The 16,675-nt window shown below is 75.2% G+C and carries 15 protein-coding genes; 7 read left to right on the forward strand and 8 right to left on the reverse strand.

Features of this window, described 5'->3' with window-relative positions; genetic code table 11:
• Nucleotides 1-48: 48 nt before the first annotated feature.
• The 4 genes from ACWIX6_RS20660 to ACWIX6_RS20675 all read right to left on the reverse strand — a co-directional run bounded on the left by ACWIX6_RS20660 (nucleotide 49) and on the right by ACWIX6_RS20675 (nucleotide 5,270).
• Entirely contained in the window at nucleotides 49-3,042 is a 2,994-nt protein-coding gene (locus ACWIX6_RS20660; protein ID WP_448614314.1) for a helix-turn-helix transcriptional regulator, read from the reverse strand.
• Nucleotides 3,043-3,097: 55 nt separating this feature from the next.
• On the reverse strand, nucleotides 3,098-3,223 hold the full coding sequence (locus ACWIX6_RS20665; protein ID WP_448614315.1) for a hypothetical protein: 126 nt from the start codon (nucleotides 3,221-3,223) through the stop codon (nucleotides 3,098-3,100).
• 128 nt (nucleotides 3,224-3,351) lie between these two features.
• Entirely contained in the window at nucleotides 3,352-4,650 is a 1,299-nt protein-coding gene (locus ACWIX6_RS20670; protein ID WP_448614316.1) for an MFS transporter, read from the reverse strand.
• 83 nt (nucleotides 4,651-4,733) lie between these two features.
• Nucleotides 4,734-5,270, reverse strand: a complete 537-nt coding sequence (locus ACWIX6_RS20675; protein ID WP_448614317.1) for a DUF7282 domain-containing protein — start codon at nucleotides 5,268-5,270, stop codon at nucleotides 4,734-4,736.
• 145 nt (nucleotides 5,271-5,415) lie between these two features.
• On the opposite strand from ACWIX6_RS20675, the gene ACWIX6_RS20680 reads away from it, so the two are divergent.
• The 4 genes from ACWIX6_RS20680 (at nucleotide 5,416) to ACWIX6_RS20695 (ending at nucleotide 9,386) form a co-directional block, all read left to right on the forward strand.
• The gene (locus ACWIX6_RS20680) at nucleotides 5,416-6,831 is read left to right on the forward strand and encodes a glucose-6-phosphate dehydrogenase (RefSeq protein ID WP_448614318.1); all 1,416 of its coding nucleotides are present in this window, start codon (nucleotides 5,416-5,418) and stop codon (nucleotides 6,829-6,831) included.
• 255 nt (nucleotides 6,832-7,086) lie between these two features.
• On the forward strand, nucleotides 7,087-8,355 hold the full coding sequence (locus ACWIX6_RS20685) for an ArgE/DapE family deacylase (RefSeq protein ID WP_448614319.1): 1,269 nt from the start codon (nucleotides 7,087-7,089) through the stop codon (nucleotides 8,353-8,355).
• Nucleotides 8,355-8,996 carry an HD domain-containing protein gene (locus tag ACWIX6_RS20690; RefSeq protein WP_448614320.1) on the forward strand — a complete coding sequence of 214 codons (642 nt, stop codon included), beginning with the start codon at nucleotides 8,355-8,357 and terminating at the stop codon, nucleotides 8,994-8,996. The genes ACWIX6_RS20685 and ACWIX6_RS20690 overlap by 1 nt, the downstream gene beginning before the upstream one ends.
• Before the next feature lie 141 nt (nucleotides 8,997-9,137).
• Complete coding sequence (locus tag ACWIX6_RS20695) at nucleotides 9,138-9,386, forward strand: DUF6458 family protein (protein ID WP_448614321.1); 249 nt, start codon at nucleotides 9,138-9,140, stop codon at nucleotides 9,384-9,386.
• A 7-nt stretch (nucleotides 9,387-9,393) separates the two neighbouring features.
• Here ACWIX6_RS20695 and ACWIX6_RS20700 read toward each other — a convergent pair whose 3' ends face one another.
• Nucleotides 9,394-9,660: a DUF4031 domain-containing protein gene (locus ACWIX6_RS20700; protein ID WP_448614322.1), complete on the reverse strand. Its 267-nt coding sequence runs from the start codon at nucleotides 9,658-9,660 to the stop codon at nucleotides 9,394-9,396.
• Nucleotides 9,661-9,701: 41 nt separating this feature from the next.
• On the opposite strand from ACWIX6_RS20700, the gene ACWIX6_RS20705 reads away from it, so the two are divergent.
• Complete coding sequence (locus tag ACWIX6_RS20705; protein ID WP_448614323.1) at nucleotides 9,702-10,697, forward strand: Gfo/Idh/MocA family protein; 996 nt, start codon at nucleotides 9,702-9,704, stop codon at nucleotides 10,695-10,697.
• Here ACWIX6_RS20705 and ACWIX6_RS20710 read toward each other — a convergent pair.
• A complete protein-coding gene (locus tag ACWIX6_RS20710; protein ID WP_448614324.1) occupies nucleotides 10,655-11,494 on the reverse strand; it encodes a DUF72 domain-containing protein in 840 nt (279 codons plus the stop codon). The two genes, ACWIX6_RS20705 and ACWIX6_RS20710, sit on opposite strands and share 43 nt — an antisense overlap.
• A 274-nt stretch (nucleotides 11,495-11,768) precedes the next feature.
• Here ACWIX6_RS20710 and ACWIX6_RS20715 point away from each other — a divergent pair, with 274 nt between their 5' ends.
• Together ACWIX6_RS20715 and ACWIX6_RS20720 are read left to right on the forward strand one after the other, a co-directional pair.
• Complete coding sequence (locus ACWIX6_RS20715; RefSeq protein WP_448614325.1) at nucleotides 11,769-13,814, forward strand: fibronectin type III domain-containing protein; 2,046 nt, start codon at nucleotides 11,769-11,771, stop codon at nucleotides 13,812-13,814.
• Nucleotides 13,815-13,899: 85 nt separating this feature from the next.
• Nucleotides 13,900-14,166 carry a VOC family protein gene (locus tag ACWIX6_RS20720; RefSeq protein ID WP_448614326.1) on the forward strand — a complete coding sequence of 89 codons (267 nt, stop codon included), beginning with the start codon at nucleotides 13,900-13,902 and terminating at the stop codon, nucleotides 14,164-14,166.
• Between the two features lie 225 nt (nucleotides 14,167-14,391).
• Here ACWIX6_RS20720 and groL read toward each other — a convergent pair whose 3' ends face one another.
• Both groL and ACWIX6_RS20730 read right to left on the reverse strand, forming a co-directional pair.
• On the reverse strand, nucleotides 14,392-16,023 hold the full coding sequence (gene groL, locus ACWIX6_RS20725; RefSeq protein ID WP_448614327.1) for a chaperonin GroEL: 1,632 nt from the start codon (nucleotides 16,021-16,023) through the stop codon (nucleotides 14,392-14,394).
• A 258-nt stretch (nucleotides 16,024-16,281) separates the two neighbouring features.
• On the reverse strand, nucleotides 16,282-16,482 hold the full coding sequence (locus tag ACWIX6_RS20730) for a cold-shock protein (protein WP_448614328.1): 201 nt from the start codon (nucleotides 16,480-16,482) through the stop codon (nucleotides 16,282-16,284).
• Between the last annotated feature and the right edge of the window lie 193 nt (nucleotides 16,483-16,675).

Genomic DNA, 16,675 nt, shown 5'->3' on the forward strand with positions numbered 1-16,675 from the left:
GGCGGACGGCTGCCCTCGTCAGCGGACCGGGCAGCCGGACGCCGGCGGTCAACGCGACGGCGCCGGGAGCAGGCCGCGGTCGGCGGCGATGGCGACCGCCTCGGTCCGGCCGGACGCCGACAGCTTGGCCAGGATGTTGCTGACGTGCACGCTGGCCGTCTTCTCGCTGATGAACAGCGCCGCGCCGATCTGCCGGTTGGTCCGGCCCTGCGCCATCAGGGCCAGCACCTCGGCCTCCCGCGGCGTCAGGACGTCGGACACCTCGACCTGCCGTTCCCCGGTCACCTCGGCGACCAGCCGGCCGCGCCGGGCCAGCCCCTCGACGGCCGTGCGCAGCGGCTCGGCGCGCAGCCGCAGGGCCACCTCGTGCGCGGCCTTCAGCTCGGCCGCCGCGGCGGCCCGGTCGTCGGCGGCCAGCAGGGCCTCGGCCAGCCGGTACCGCGAGCGCGCCTGCTCGTGGACGTGCCCGTAGCCGAACAGCTCGACCGCCCGCCGCCACGGCTCCGGCGCGGTGCTCCCCCGCAGCCGGCCGGCCTCGGCCTCCAGCCGGGCCACCCAGGCCCGCGCCTCGATCCCCGCCGGTCCGGTGACCGGGTCGTGCACCCGCGCCGCGGCCCGGGCCAGCTCGGCCAGGGACTCCCCCTCGGCCAGCCAGCCCGCCTCGGCGGTCGCGTCCCCGGTCAGCCGGGCCGCGGCCGCCGCGTCGGCCACTGCCGCCAGCGCCGTCGCCGCCAGCCGCACCGTGGCCAGCCGGTCGGCGCCCCACAGCTGCTCGAGCCGGCGGTCCGCCCACCGTGCCCGGTCGGCGGCCGTCCGGGCGTCGCCGGCCTGCGCGGCCAGCTCGATCTCCGCCGAGACGGTGGCCAGCATCAGCAGCACGTGGGAGTCCCACCGGGCGGCGAGCCCCTGCGCCCAGCTCAGTCGCGCCCGCGCCGCCGGGTCGCCGCGTCCGACGAGCACCAGCAGGGCGTCGGCCCGCACGTGCGCGGCCATGTCGGGCACCCGGGCCAGCTGGTCGGCGGCGGCGAGGCTCCCGTCCCAGTCGCCCGCCGCGAAGCGGGCCACCACCTCCAGGTGCCGGAGCTCCGCGCCGTAGAAGGACCACTCGACGCCCAGCGCCTCTGCCCGGGCGAGGCCGGCGCCGGTGTGCTCGAGGGTCTCGGCCAGCTCGCCGGCCTCGTGGGCGACGATCGCCAGGCTGAACCACACCCGCATCTCGACGTCCGGGTCACCGGACCGCTGCGCCCGCGCCCGCGCCTCCTGCAGCCGCGCCCGCACCGTCGGCAGGTCACCGGCCCCCCGCAGCCGGGCCAGCGAGACGGCGGTGTCGGCCCACGCGCTGTCCAGGCCCAGCGCGTCGGCCGCGGCGAGGGCCTCCTCGGCAACCGCGAGCCCCTCCTCGACCCGCCCCAGCGCGTAGAGCGTGCGGGCATGGGTGGCCGCCGCCCACGTGCGCACCACCGACGGGGGCTGCGCCGGGACCAGCCGCATCGCCGCCGAGCTCTCGGACAGCGCCTCCGCCTGCTGCTCGATCCGGGCGAGGCCCTGGGCCAGCGTGTAGTGCACCCGCGCCCGGGCCTCGGGGTCGCCGTCCGGGCCGAGCAGGTCCTGCGCCGAGCGGAGCAGCGCCACCGCCCGGTGCAGCTCCCCGACCGCCCGGGCGGCGGCCGCGGTGTCCAGCAGAAGCAGCCACTGCGCCCGGCCGGCGCGGTCGGCGGCGTCGGGGACCGCCGGCCACAGCGCGAGGGCGGCCTCCAGGTGCTGCAGCTGCTCGGCGGGCGCACCGACCCGGCGGGCGGCGTCGGCGGCCTCGAGGGAGGCGGCGAGCGCCCCGGGCAGGTCGTTGCTCTCCCGCGCGTGGTGGGCGCGCTCCGCGGCGGTGCCGGCGGCCGGGTGCGCGGCGAGGTGCGCGGCGACCGCGGCGTGCAGCCGGACGCGCTCGCCGGGCAGCAGGTCGGCCAGCACGGCCTCCCGCACCAGTGCGTGCCGGAACCGGTAGCGCCCGTCCGCGGAGACGACGAGCAGGTGCCGGTGCACGGCCTCGGCCAGCGCCTGCTCCACCTCCGCGGGGGGCTGCCCGGCGACGGCGGACACCAGTTCGTGGCGGACCTGCCGGCCGGCCACCGCAGCAGCCTTCAGCACCTGCTGAGCGGCCGGCGCCAGTTGCTCCACGCGGGCCAGCAGCACGTCGGTGAGGCCCAGCGGCAGCACCTCTCCCGCCAGCCCGGCGGCCAGCAGCTCCTCGGCGTAGAAGGCGTTGCCCTCCGCCCGCGCCACGACGTCGTCCACCGTGCCGGGCGGCGGGTCGCCGGCCGCGGCGGCGAGACCGCGCACGAGCTCCCGCACGTCGGCGTCCGGCAGCGGCTCGAGGGCGAGCCGCTCCACCCCCGGCAGGCGCACCAGCTCGGCGAGCAGCGGGCGCAGCGGGTGGCGCCGGTGCAGGTCGTCGGCACGGTAGGAGGCGACGACGGCGACGGGGTCGTCGACGAGCCGGGCCAGCAGGTACCGGAGCAGGTCACGGCTGGACCGGTCGGCCCAGTGCAGGTCCTCCAGCACCACCAGCAGCGGCGCGTCCTCGGCCAGCTCGGCGAGCAGGGACGCCACCGCCTCGAACAGCTGCAACCGGCCGTCGTCGGCCGGTGGACGCAGCGTCGGGTGCGCCGACTCCCCCGCCCGGTCGGCGTCGGCAGCCGGCGGCGCCGTGGTGCCCGGCCGGCCGGTGAGCAGCCCGGCGAGGACCGGGTGGCCGGCCAGCCGGGGAGCGAGGGCGGGGTCGGTCGGGACCGGCCGCAGCAGGTCGACGAAGGGCAGGTAGGACAGTCCGACGTCGCCCAGGTCGACGCAGTGACCGGTGAGCACCCGCACGCCCCGCGCGGCGGCCCGCCCGCTGAGCTCGTCGAGCAGGCGCGTCTTGCCCACGCCGGCGTCGCCGGCGAGCAGCACCGCCGACGGGCGGCCCTCGACCGCCCGGTCGACGTGCGCCATCAGCCGGGCGAGCTCGGCCGCCCGGCCCACCAGGGGTGCGTCGTCCCACCGTGGCACGGCACCGATCGTGGCACGGGCCTCCGACCGGACCGGGGCCGCCGGCACCGGGACGTCAGGCGTCCCGGTGCCGGCCGAGGGACCAGGACCGGCGCCCGGGACGCCGCCCGGCCGTCACCAGCTGCTCGCGCCGGTAGACCAGCTCGGCCTCCAGGGCGGGGTTGGGGTAGCGCATCGTCATGACCGTCTCCTCGTGGTGTCCGGGGTGGACGAGGAGGACGGTCGTCCTGAGGGGTGGCCGCCCACATCGGTCGGCCACGCGGACCCGACCCGCCGGCCGGCGCCGGCGGGTCTGAGGCCCCTCAGACGTCAGCGCAGCTCGGTGCCCTTGCTCTCGCGCAGGGTGAGGATGACCGCGAACGCGATGGCGGCACCGGCGGCCACGTACCAGAAGAACCAGAGCGGGTGCCCGGCCTCCGACAGCGCCGTGATGACCAGCGGTGCGGTGCCGCCGAACAGCGCGACGGTGAGGTTGTACCAGGCACCGATCCCGGTGGCCCGCAGCTCGGTGGGGAACAGCTCGCTCATGATCGCCGGGGCGATCGAGGCGAACAGCGCGTAGAGGCCCAGGCCGGTGCAGAACACCACGATCAGCGAGAACAGGTTGTCCTGGACCAGGAAGGACAGCGGGACGATCAGCACCGCCATGGCCCCGGACCAGATCAGCATCTGCGGCTTGCGCCCGATCCGGTCCGACAGTGCGCCGAACGGATAGCACAGCGCGACGAACAGTGCGGTGCCGACCGAGAGGGCGATGAAGACGTCGGTCTTGTCGGCGCCCCGGAACGCGATCGCGAACGGCGTCAGGGCGCTGAAGAACGTGTAGTACGACAACGTCGAGAGCAGGGTGAACGCCATCAGCTGCACGACGGCCTTCGGGTGGTGCTTGATGGTCTGCAGCAGCGGGTTCTTCGTCGCCCGCGCCTTCTCGGCGTTCTCCTCGAACTGCTCGGTCTCCACCAGCGAGCGGCGCAGCCACATGCCGATGAAGCCCAGCAGGCCGCCGATGAAGAAGGCGATCCGCCAGCCGTAGGACTGCAGCTGGTCCTCGCTCAGCACGCTTGTGAGCAGCACGCCCAGCAGCGAGGCAGCCAGCAGCGCACTACCGGTGGAGATGTAGAAGAAGGCCGAGTAGCGGCCGCGGTGCGCCGGCGGGGCGATCTCACCGAGGTAGGCCGACGCGTTCGAGACCTCGCCGCCCAGCGACATGCCCTGCGCGATGCGGGCCAGCAGCAGCCCGATCGGCGCCAGCCACCCGACCTGCTCGTAGGTCGGCAGCAGGGCGATCACCATGGAGCCGCCGGCCATCAGCAGGATGGTCAGCAGCATCCCGGCCTTGCGGCCGCGCAGGTCGGCGAAGCGGCCCAGCAGCAACCCGCCCAGCGGCCGGAAGAAGAAGGCCAGCGCGTACGTCGACGTCGCCCCGATCAGCGCCAGCGCCTCGTTCTCGGAGGGGAAGAACTGGCCGGCGAAGAAGACCACGAAGGTCGCGTACACCGTCCAGTCGAACCACTCGACGGCGTTGCCGATGCTGGCCGAGACCAGGGTGCGGATCGGCAGCTTGTGCTGCTCGGTGCCCGTCCCGGGTGTCTGGGTCGTGCCGGCCATGAGAGGCTCCTCGTCTCGACGCCAGTGTCGCCGGTCACGGTAGTGATGACCGGCGAGGACGGCAGCACGGGGGCCGGAAGACCTCAGGACACGTCGTAGTCCGCCTCCTCGGACACGTCGTCGTCCTCGTCGTCCCCGTCGTCGTCGGGCTCGGGCACCACGTCGTCCTGCGCGGGGTCGAAGACCCCGTTGCCGTCGGTGTCGGCGTAGAGGGTGGCCTCCAGGTCGTCGTCCTCGGTGAGCGGCGGGTCGAGGGGCACCTGCACGTCGGTGACGACGCCGGCCGGGAGCACGGTGGTGCCCAGCACGCGGTCGTCGTCGTCATCGCCCCGGGTGACGACCACGAAACCGGCCACCGGCAGGGCCACCCGGGCGAGGACGGCGAGGTCGCCCGCTCCGGCCTGGTCCTCGAACGTCACGTCGGCCGCCGCGTCGCCGGCCGCCGCGCCTCCGCCGCCGCCCGCCGGCGCGGCCGGCGCGCCGGACGTCGGGGAGGCACCGCCGGGGACGCTGATCGAGGCGGCGGCGGGCGCCGAGGCCTCCTCGTCGGCTCCCCCGCAGGCGGGCAGCACGAAGAGGGCGGAGACGGCGGCGGCGAGCAGGAGTCGGGAGCGGTTCATGCCCCGATACTGGGTCCTCCCCATGAGGGGCGCATGGACCGCGGATGAGGCGTTCCTCATCCGCGGACGGCGCGTGACCCGCGGACCGCCGGGGCACCGGGGAGGAGGCGGCCGACCGGACGCCGTCCCCGCCGGGAGGAGCCCCGTGGCCGACGCCACCGACCTGTCCCCCACCGTCTTCGTGCTCTTCGGTGCGACCGGTGACCTCGCCCGCCGGATGGTGCTGCCCGCCTTCTTCGAGCTGGCCCGCCACGACCTGCTGCCGCGGGAGTGGCTGCTGGTCGGCAGCGGGCGGGGCGAGGAGTCCGCCGAGGAGTTCGCCGAGCGGGTCCGCGACGCGCTGACCGAGTTCGGCCCGCACCCGGACGAGGGTCCGTGGGAGGAGTTCGCCGCCCGGCTGCGCTTCGCCGGGGGCGGGTTCGGCCCGGCGGACCCGGGCACGCTGCCCGACGTGCTGGCCGCGGCCCGCGAGGAGGTCGGCGCGGACGCCCAGCTGGTGCACTACCTCGCCGTCCCGCCCACCGCCTTCGCCGACCTGACCCGCGCCTTCGACGCGCACGGTCTCGCCGCGGGCGCCCGGGTGGTCTACGAGAAGCCGTACGGGACCTCCCCGGAGACGTTCCGCGAGCTCGACGAGCTCGTGCACGAGGTCTTCGACGAGCAGCAGGTCTTCCGGATCGACCACTTCCTGGGCAAGGAGGGCACCCAGACGCTGCACGTGCTGCGGTTCGCCAACGGCGTGTTCGAGCACCTGTGGAGCCGGGAGCACGTCGCCCAGGTGCAGATCGACGTCCCGGAGGACCTCGACGTCGCCGACCGGGCCGAGTTCTACGACGCCACCGGCGCGACCCTGGACATGCTGGTCACGCACCTGTTCCAGGTGGCCGCCGAGGTGGCCATGGAGCCACCGGTGAGCCTGGGCGCCGAGGACCTGCAGGAGGCCCGGGAGGCCGTGCTCGCCGCCTTCCGGCCGCTGTCCCCCGGGGACGTCGTGCTGGGCCAGTTCGACGGCTACCGCGACATCGACGGCGTGGCCGACGACAGTCGCACCGACACCTACGTCGCCGCCCGGCTGCTCGTGGACACCGACCGCTGGCGGGACGTGCCGTTCCTGCTGCGCACCGGGAAGCGGCTGCCGGAGAGCCAGGAGCGGGTCAGCCTGCTGCTGCGGCCCCCCGCCGGGCCGGTCCGGGACGTCCCCGGCGCCGGCAACGTGGTGTCCCTGTCGCTGAGCGGCGACGGTGCGCTGGACCTCCGCCTGGTCGCCAAGCAGCCCGGCCCGGACCTGCGGCTGGCCGAGGCGACCGCGTCCCTGGACCTCGGCGACGTGCCCGGCGGGACACCGCTGGCCCCGTACGTGTCGCTGCTGCACGACGTGCTCACCGGCGACCGGTCGCTGTTCACCACCGCCGCCGGCCTGGCGCACGCCTGGGCCGCGGTGCAGCCCGTGCTGGACTCCCCGCCGCCGGTGCACGGCTACGACCCCGGCAGCTGGGGGCCGGCCGAGGCCGACGCCCTGCCCGGGCCGACCGGCTGGCTGGTGGGCCGACCCGGCCGTTGAGCGCGGGCCCGGGGGCCTCTCGCGTCTGGGTCCGGACCGGACGCTGGTCGCCTCGCGGCGCTTTGCACATCCGCGGCTCCAGCCTCCGACCGAGGTCGGAGCGGTGTTCCGCGGCGGCAGTTATCAAGTGGAGCCCGGGGACACAGGTCGCCCGGCCCGGACGTCGTCCACCGTACCCGCGGTGGCCGGCACGTGCCTGCGACCGCGGTCCCGGCGGGGCCGGGTCGCCGGCGGACGGCGTGCCAGACTCCCGGCGTGGCCGACCTGACCGATGCCGAGGCGCGGGTGCTGGCCGCCGTCGAGGAGAGCTGGCTGGTCGACCGGCTGCGGGAGCTGGTCGCCGTCCCCTCCGTCGGCGGCACGGCGGCGGAGTGCGAGGCCCAGCACCTGGTCGCCGGCTGGCTGACCGGGCTGGGCGCGGACGTCGACGTGTGGCCGATCGACCTGCAGGCCGCGGCGGCCGCCGAGGACGCCCCCGGTCAGGAGGTCGACCGCACCGAGGCCTGGGGCGTGGTCGGCACGGTCGGCGGCGGGGACGGCGAGCCCGGCCTGGTGCTCAGCGGGCACACCGACGTCGTCCCGGCCGGGGACCCGGCCCTGTGGCCGGCCGACCCTTTCACCCCACGGGTGGCCGACGGGCGGCTGCACGGCCGCGGGGCGTGCGACATGAAGGGCGGCGTGGTCGCTGCCCTGGGCGTGGTCCGGGCCCTGCGGGCCGCCGGTGTGCGGCTGGCCCGGCCGCTGGCGGTGCACAGCGTCGTGGGCGAGGAGGACGGCGGGCTGGGCGCCTGGGCCACTCTGGCCCGGGGTCACCGGGGCGCGGCCTGCGTCATCCCCGAGCCCACCGCCGGGACGGTGATGACCGCCAGCGCCGGGGCGCTGACCTTCCGGCTGACCGTCGTCGGGCTGGCCGCGCACGGCGCCATGCGCGACCAGGGGGTCAGCGCGATCACGCTCTTCGAGCACGTGCACGCCGCGCTGCGGGAGCTCGAGGCGCAGCGCCAGCACGGCACCGCGGGCCGGTTCGCCGGCACCGACCTTCCCTACGGCATCTCGATCGGCCGGCTCCGGGCCGGCGACTGGGCGAGCACCGTGCCCGACCGGCTCGTCGCCGAGGGCCGGTACGGGGTGCGGGTCGGGGAGGCCGTGGCCGACGCGCGCGCGGAGTTCGAGGCCACCGTCGCGCGGGCCTGCGCCGGCCACCCCTGGCTCTCCGGGCACCCGGTGCGGGTCGAGTGGGTCGGCGGCAGCTTCGCCAGCGGGCAGCTGGCCCAGGACTCCCCGCTGCTGCCCCTGGTCCAGCAGGCGGCGGTCGACGCCGGTGGCCCGCGCCCGCCGGAGAAGGCGGTGCCCGCCGGCACGGACCTGCGCCTCTACGCCGCCGCCGGCATCCCGACCCTGCACCTGGGGCCCGGCGACCTCGGGCTCGCCCACGCACCCCGGGAGAACGTGCCCGTCGCCGACGTCGTGCACGTGACCCGGGCGCTCGCCCTCACCGCGCTGCGCAGCTGCGGGGTGCGGTGATGTCCACCGTCTCGTTCGAGTCGTGGGCGGAGCTGGCCGGGAACTCCCCCACCTCGCGCACCGAGTGGGCCGCCGTCGTCGGCGCCTGGTCCGAGCCGCACCGCAGCTACCACGACCTCGCCCACCTGGCGGCGGTGCTCGGCCTGGTCGAGGAGTTCGCCGCCGCCGCGACGGACCTGACCGCGGTGAAGCTCGCCGCCTGGTACCACGACGTCGCCTACGACCCGCGGCGCAGCGACAACGAGGAGGTCAGCGCCGCCCGCGCGCGGATCGGGCTGGTCGGCCTGGTGGACGACGCGACGGTGGCCGAGGTGGCCCGGCTGGTGCTGGTCACCGCCCGGCACGACCCCGAGCCGGACGACGCCGACGGCGCGGTGCTCTGCGACGCCGACCTGGCGGTGCTCGCCGGGCCGCCCGCGGCGTACGCCGCCTACGCCTCCGCGGTGCGGGCGGAGTACGGGCACCTCTCCGACGCCGAGTTCACCGCCGGCCGCACCCGGGTGCTCGAGCAGCTGCTCGCCCTGCCTGCCCTGTACCGGCAGCCGAGGGTCGCGCAGGCGTGGACCGGGCCGGCCCGGGCCAACCTGACCGCCGAGCTGCGCCTGCTGCGGGCCCGGGCGGCCGGCGCCGGGGAGTCCTGAGCACCGCGGTCACCCCTTGGGGTCAGGGCCGCTGGTGACCGGGTGCGGCCGGGCGGAGCGTGGGCACCCGCACCGTGCGCCCGGCCGCCCGGCCGGACCCGCCTCGTGCGGGCGCGGAACCCCACAGACAAGGAACACGTCATGCGGCTCGGAACCGGGATCGTCCTGCTCGCGCTCGGCGCCATCCTCGCCTTCGCCCTGCGCGTCGAGCTCAGCGGCATCGACCTGCGGGTCGTCGGCTGGATCCTGATGCTGGCCGGCGCGCTGGGCGTCGTGCTGGAGCTGGCGGTCTGGGCGCCGCGCCGGCGCACCCGGGTCGTGCACGAGGGCTACGGCCAGCCCCCCGTCGCCGGGCCCACCCGCCGGACGACGACCGACGAGACCTACTGACCGCTGCTCAGCGGCGGGCCTTGCGGACCCGGAGGCCCGCCGCGAGCAGCCGCTGCAGCAGCTCCCGGCAGCCCACCGGCTCGGCGCCGGCGGCCACCGCACGGTCGTAGAGCTCCTCCGGGACGTCGTAGTGGTCGCCCTGGAACGCCCTCCGGGGGATGTCCAGGGCGGACGCGGCGAAGGCGTGCAGCTCCTCCTGGCTGACGTCGCTGACCAGGTGCGACCACCGGCGCCCCCGCCAGGGCCACACCGGGGTGTCGATGAGCACGGCCACCGGGACAGTCTGCGTCGGGGGGCCCGACTAGCGTCTGCCGGGTGAGCCGAGAGATCCGCTGGGGCGTCGTCGGGCCCGGCCGCATCGCCGAGAACGTGGTCCGCGACTTCGCCGAGGTCGACGGCGCCCGGGTGACCGCGGTCGCGTCCCGGTCGGCCGACCGCGCCCGGCACTTCGCCGACCGGCACGGCATCGAGCGCGCGCACGGCTCCTACGCCGACGTCCTGGACGACCCCGACGTCGACGTCCTGTACGTCGCCACGCCGCACCCGCAGCACCACGCGGTCGCGCTGGGTGCGCTGCGCGCGGGCAAGGCGCTGCTGGTGGAGAAGGCGTTCACCGCGACGCTGGCCGGCGCCCGGGAGGTGGTTGCGCTGTCCCGGGAGACCGGCGTCTTCACCATGGAGGCGATGTGGACCCGCTTCCAGCCGGCCGTCGTCCGGCTGCGCGAGCTGGTCGCCGAGGGCGCGATCGGCGAGGTGCGCTCGGTGCAGGCCGACCTGGGCGTGCAGCGCGAGTTCGACCCCGCCGACCGGCTGTTCGCCAAGGAGCTCGGCGGCGGGGCGCTGCTGGACCTGGGCGTCTACGTCGTCTCCTTCGCCCAGATGCTGCTGGGCACGCCCGACTCGGTCACCGCCACCGGGTCGCGGTTCGAGACCGGGGTCGACGCGGAGGCCTCCCTGCTGCTGGGCTACGCCGACGGCCGGTCGGCCACGCTGATGACCTCGCTGCGCAACGGGCTGCCCGGGCAGGCCCGGGTCTTCGGCACCGCCGGGTGGATCGACGTCCTGCCGCGCTTCCACCACCCGCAGACGATCGTGCTGCACCGGCCCGACGCCGACCCCGAGCCGATCACCCGCCCGCAGCTCGGGACGGGGTACGCGCACGAGCTGATCGAGGTCACCGAGTGCCTGCGGGCCGGGCGCAGTGAGAGCGCGGTCATGCCGCTTGTCGACACCCTCGCCGTCCAGGACGTGCTCGAGCAGGCCGCCGGTCAGCTCGGCGTGACGTTCGCCGAGGACCCCGCCGTCCTCTGAGCCCGCTTGGGCGGCGGCTTCGGCGGCCAGGCGGCCCCGCTGGCCTCCGCCATCGTGGGCACCCGGGTGTGCTCGCGGCCGGTGGCGCGGACGGCCTCGGCGAAGACCACGGCGTCGACCGTGGCCGCACCCCCGGGGTCGTTGTTGAAGTACACCAGCACGTCGTCGTCCTCGTAGGTGTCCGACAGCCGGTCCGCCCACAGCCGCAGGGTGTCCGGTCGGTACCCCCAGCCGTCCTGGCCGGTGTGCAGCCGCAGGTACCCCCACTCGGTGGTGCGCCACAGCGGCGCGATCGGCTGCTCCGCCCGGTCGGCCCAGCACAGCGCCGCCCCGTACCGCTCCAGCAGCGCCCGGACGTCGTCGGTCCACCAGCTCTCGTGCCGCGGCTCGACCGCCACCCGGGTGCCGGCCGGGAACTGGCCCAGGCACTCCCGCAGCAGGTCGACGTCCGCGCGCAGTGTCGGCGGCAGCTGCAGCAGCACGGCGTCCAGCCGATCACCGAGCCCCGCCACCCGGTCCATCAGCCGGGCGACCGGCTCGGCCGGCTCGCGCAGCCGCTTGATGTGGGTCAGGTACCGGCTGGCCTTGACCGCCCAGCGCACGTCCGGCGGGGTGCGCTCGCGCCACGCCTGGAACGTGCTGCGCTCGGGCAGCCGGTAGAAGGCGTTGTTGCTCTCCACGGTGGCGAAGTGGGCGGCGTGGTGCTCCAGCCACAGCCGCTGGGGCAGCGCCGGCGGGTAGAAGCGGCCCCGCCAGTCGCGGTACTGCCAGCCCGACGTCCCGATCACCACCGTCACCCCGGCGGGCTACCCGCCCGGGGCTCCCGCACTCGGCGGACCGGCCGCGCCCCCCTGGATTGGGGACCGTCGCTCCCCCTCCGCTCGGCTGCCGGGGCCGCCCGCCGTCGAGGACCGTCTTGGCACGCCCCCGATCAGCCGACCGGAGGTGGCGACAGTCGACCTGCGGAGAACGACGATGACCAGGACACGCTCGACCTCTTCCGGTGGTCGCGGGAGCGGACGTGGAGCTGAGGCTCCGTCCGCATCGCGGCAGCCCCGATCCGGCCGGCGGGTGGGCTCGGCCCTCCTCGCCGGCACCCTCGCGGTCGGCGGGGCCGTGGTCGGCCTCGGCGGCATCGCCCAGGCCGAGAACCCGCCCCTGGGCCCCGGCAACATCGAGATCTTCAACCACCGCGACATGGTTGCGTTGGAGGGGTACACCGACCAGGCCGGTGAGACGGCGACCGTCACGGTCAGCCGCGGCGGCCAGGTCGTCGGCATCGGCGAGGGGACGGTCGACGAGACCGGGTTCCTGGAGTTCAACCACCCCGGCGGCGAGTGCTGGATCGGCGTCACCCCCGACATCAAGGGCGGCGACCTGGTCGAGGTCTCCTTCGACCGGTCGGCGTTCGTCGACGGCGCCACCGTGGGCTCGGCGGTCATCACCTCGGTGACCGGCAGCCCGGTCAAGGCCACCCCCGACGTGGCCGGCGACGTCGAGGGGACCGTCACCATCTCGGGCACCTACGGCGCGGACGTCGACCTGTCCCGCTTCGTGGTCGAGGTCGTCAACCCGGAGATGCGGCGTCCGGACCCGAGCACGCCGCCGACCACGATCGGCGAGCGGGCCATCGGCTGGATCCCGGTCGACGACCCCGCGCACCCCAACGGCGGCCCCGGCTTCACCGCCACCGGTTCGGCGGCCGACGGCCGGTTCACCGCGACCTTCGGCCTGCAGTCGGCGGCCGACCAGCAGCGGGTCCTCGACGGCGAGCACGTCGTCCTGACCTGGCTGGCCGACGGCCCGGCCGACCTCGCCCTCGGCGCCACGCAGTACGAGTTCGGTGAGTCCGACGGTCCCGGCTTCGGCGGTTGCCCCGCCGGCCCGGGCACGCAGCCCCCGGTGCCCCCGACCAGCGCGGAGCTGACCGCCGGGACCGACTCGATCACCGTGAAGTGGACCGCCCCGACGCAGGCCCCGGACGCCAAGGCCATCTCGCAGTACCGGGTCGCGGCCGTCGACGCCGTCCTCGGCCAGGAGGTGGCGGTCCGCACCGGCTCCACCGAGGTCACCGTGCAGGCCCTCGAGCGCCGGAGCTACGAGATCACCATGGAGGCCTACAACGGCCACATGTGGAGCCCGGTCCAGCCCCTGGGCACCGTGGACCTGGTGACCGGCACCGTCGTCCCCGGCCCGGGAGGCAGCATCGGCGGCGGTGGCGGCGGTGGGGACACCGGCGGGGGTGACGGCGGCGAGCAGCTGGAGGCGCCCGCGGCACCGACCAGCGTCACCGCGACGGCCACCGGGCTCGACACCATGGACGTCAGCTGGGCCGCCGCGGCCGGTGCCACGTCCTACGAGGTGAGCGTGAGCTCCGCCGCGGCCGGCGCCGTCGTCCCGGCCCCGGTCACCGTGACGGCCCCGGCCACCAGCACGACGCTGACCGGTCTGAGCGCGGGCACGGCGTACACCGTGTCGGTGCGGGCCGCCAACGCCGCGGGGGCCGGCCCGTCGGCCACCGCCACGGCCACCACCCTGGCCCGGGTCGCACCCGGGGCGGCCACGGTGACCCGGGTGCTGTCGGCACACGAGGCCACCACCCTGGAGTGGCGCGCCGCCGCGGCCGGCAACGCGGCCAGCCCGGTCACCGGCTACGACCTGGTGGCCACCCCGGTCGCCGGGACCACCGGGGCCGCCCCGGTCACCGTGCCGGTCGGCGCGGTCACCAACGGGACGGTCACGGGGCTCCGCAACGGGGTCACCTACCGGCTGGAGGTCTTCGCCAGGACCGGTGACCTGCGGGGACCGGCCGGCGCGTTCGCGACCGGCGTGTCCACCACCGTCGTCCCCAACGACCAGGTGACGGTCAGCCGCGCCCAGTACCGGGACGGCAAGCGGGAGTACAAGATCCTCGGCACGGCCCAGGACGCCACGCAGAACACCGTCACGGTGACGACCTCCGGCGGCGCCGTCATCCGCGCCGGCGTCCCGGTCGCCGCCGACGGCAGCTGGTCGATCGACCTCCGGAACGGCCCGGCGCTGCCGGCCGACAACCGGATCGTCGTGACCTCCAGCTCGGGCGCCAAGCTCACGACCGCGGTGACGCGCTCGCGCTGACCCGACAGCAGACCGAGGGCCCGTCACCACACGGTGGCGGGCCCTCGGGCTGTCCGCGGCCGGCCGGCTGTGCTGGGGTCGGGCCATGGCCGACGCGCCCGCCGTTCCAAGGACCGACCCGGCGGGGGCCGGGCCGGCGCTCTGGGTGGACCGGGTGGCCGAGCGGAAGGCGGCGGAGAACCGCATGCACCACGACGTCGTCAGGGACACCGCCGCGCTGCTCCCCCTCGGCGCCACCCTGGTCCGGGCGCGGGACGACGTGCGCGCCTCCGAACACGACGCGGGGCTGATCACCTGGGACGTGCTCGCCGACCCGGAGGGCAACGAGTTCTGCTGCTCCGCCCCCGGGTGACCACCCCGGGCCGGGGGTGGTCACCCGGCTCCGATGACCCCGCTGGACCCGCGGTGACCACCCGCGACCGCCCCGGGACGCCGACAGGGGCGGCCCCGCGAGTGCGGGACCGCCCCTGCCGGGCAGTGCTGGTGGTGCGGTGTGGAGCCTGGAACGGCTCCCTCGCAGGGCCCCGGGACGCGCGGAGCGTGTCCCGGGGAGCGAGGGGGTCCTCTTAGAAGGAGGTTAGAAGTCCATGCCGCCCATGCCACCGTCGCCGCCGCCGGCCATGGCCGGGGCGTTCTTCTCCGGCTTGTCGGCGATGACGGCCTCGGTGGTGAGGAAGAGCGCCGCGATGGAGGCGGCGTTCTGCAGCGCCGAGCGGGTGACCTTGGCCGGGTCGATGATGCCGGCCGCGACCAGGTCCACGTACTCGCCGGAGGCGGCGTTGAGGCCCCAGCCGGTCTCGGAGTTGCGGACCTTCTCCGCCACGACGCCGCCCTCGAGGCCGGCGTTGATGGCGATCTGCTTCAGCGGGGCCTCGAGCGCGACGCGCACGATGTTGGCACCGGTCGCCTCGTCACCCTCGAGCTCCAGCTTGTCGAAGGCGACGGCCGCGGCCTGCGCCAGGGCGACGCCACCACCGGCGACGATGCCCTCCTCGACGGCGGCCTTGGCGTTGCGCACCGCGTCCTCGATGCGGTGCTTGCGCTCCTTGAGCTCGACCTCGGTCGCGGCGCCGGCCTTGATGACGGCGACGCCACCGGCCAGCTTGGCCAGCCGCTCCTGCAGCTTCTCGCGGTCGTAGTCGGAGTCCGACTTCTCGATCTCGGCGCGGATCTGGTTGACGCGACCCTGGATCTGGTCGGCGTCACCGGCGCCCTCGATGATGGTCGTCTCGTCCTTGGTGGTGACGAACTTGCGCGCCCGGCCCAGCAGGGACAGGTCGGCGGTGTCCAGCTTGAGGCCGACCTCCTCGCTGATGACCTGGCCACCGGTGAGGATGGCGATGTCGTTCAGCATGGCCTTGCGGCGGTCGCCGAAGCCCGGGGCCTTCACCGCGACGGACTTGAAGGTGCCGCGGATCTTGTTGACCACCAGGGTCGCGAGGGCCTCGCCCTCGACGTCCTCGGCGATGATCGCCAGGGGCTTGCCGGACTGCATGACCTTCTCCAGCAGCGGGAGCAGGTCCTTGACCGAGGAGATCTTGCTGTTGACGACCAGGATGAACGGGTCGTCGAGCACGGTCTCCATGCGGTCGGTGTCGGTGACGAAGTACGCCGACAGGTGACCCTTGTCGAAGCGCATGCCCTCGGTGAGCTCGAGCTCGAGACCGAAGGTGTTGCTCTCCTCGACGGTGATGACACCTTCCTTGCCGACCTTGTCCATCGCCTCGGCGATGAGCTCGCCGATGGCCGGGTCGGCGGCGGAGATCGAGGCCGTGGCCGCGATCTGCTCCTTGGTCTCGACGTCCTTGGCGGTGGAGAGCAGGTAGTCCGAGACGGCGGCGACGGCCTTCTCGATGCCCTTCTTCAGGGCCATCGGGTTGGCGCCGGCGGCGACGTTGCGCAGCCCCTCGCGGACGAGGGCCTGGGCGAGCACGGTGGCGGTGGTGGTGCCGTCACCGGCGACGTCGTCGGTCTTCTTGGCGACCTCCTTGACCAGCTCGGCCCCGATCTTCTCCCAGGGGTCCTCGAGCTCGATCTCCTTGGCGATGCTCACACCATCGTTGGTGATGGTGGGCGCGCCCCACTTCTTCTCGAGTACGACGTTGCGGCCCTTGGGACCGAGGGTCACCTTGACGGCGTCGGCGAGGGTGTTCATGCCCCGCTCGAGGCCGCGGCGAGCCTCTTCCTCGAAGGCGATCATCTTGGCCATGTGGTGATGTCCTCCATGCGTGGATCGCTGGCTGGTCAGGTCCGGCGCCCGCGACGGACGACACCGGCGGCGTGGACGCTCCTGCGGCCCACGACCGGTGTCTCACCGTTCCGACCTGGTTGGCACTCAGGTACTCCGAGTGCCAACCACGAGTCTGGCACTCGACCCATCCGAGTGCAAGAACGGGGGTCCACGCAGGCCCCCGGGACGCCGGAGGCCCGGCCCCCTGACGGGGACCGGGCCTCGGGTGTCACCGCGTCACTCGGCGCGGACGGCGTCCGCCTGCGGCCCCTTCTCGCCCTGCACGACCTCGAAGGAGACGCGCTGTCCCTCGTCGAGGCTCTTGTACCCGTCCATCTGGATGGCCGAGTAGTGGACGAAGACGTCCTGGCCGCCGTCGACGGCGATGAAGCCGAAGCCCTTCTCGGCGTTGAACCACTTCACGGTGCCCTGTGCCACGTGTGCTCCCACGTTCCGTGCGTGCGGACGGCCCCCGGGACGGGTAGCCGGGTGTCAGCTCTTCCGCCCGTCGAACACGAACGTGGGACCCGAACCGCGCGGAACGGTACAGCAGGCGACAGCGCTGGCCAGGGGCCCGACGCGCGGTCTCACCCGAACTGTGGTACGGCCCGTCCAGGGCACCGCCCCGAGC

Source organism: Modestobacter sp. URMC 112 (assembly GCF_053502575.1).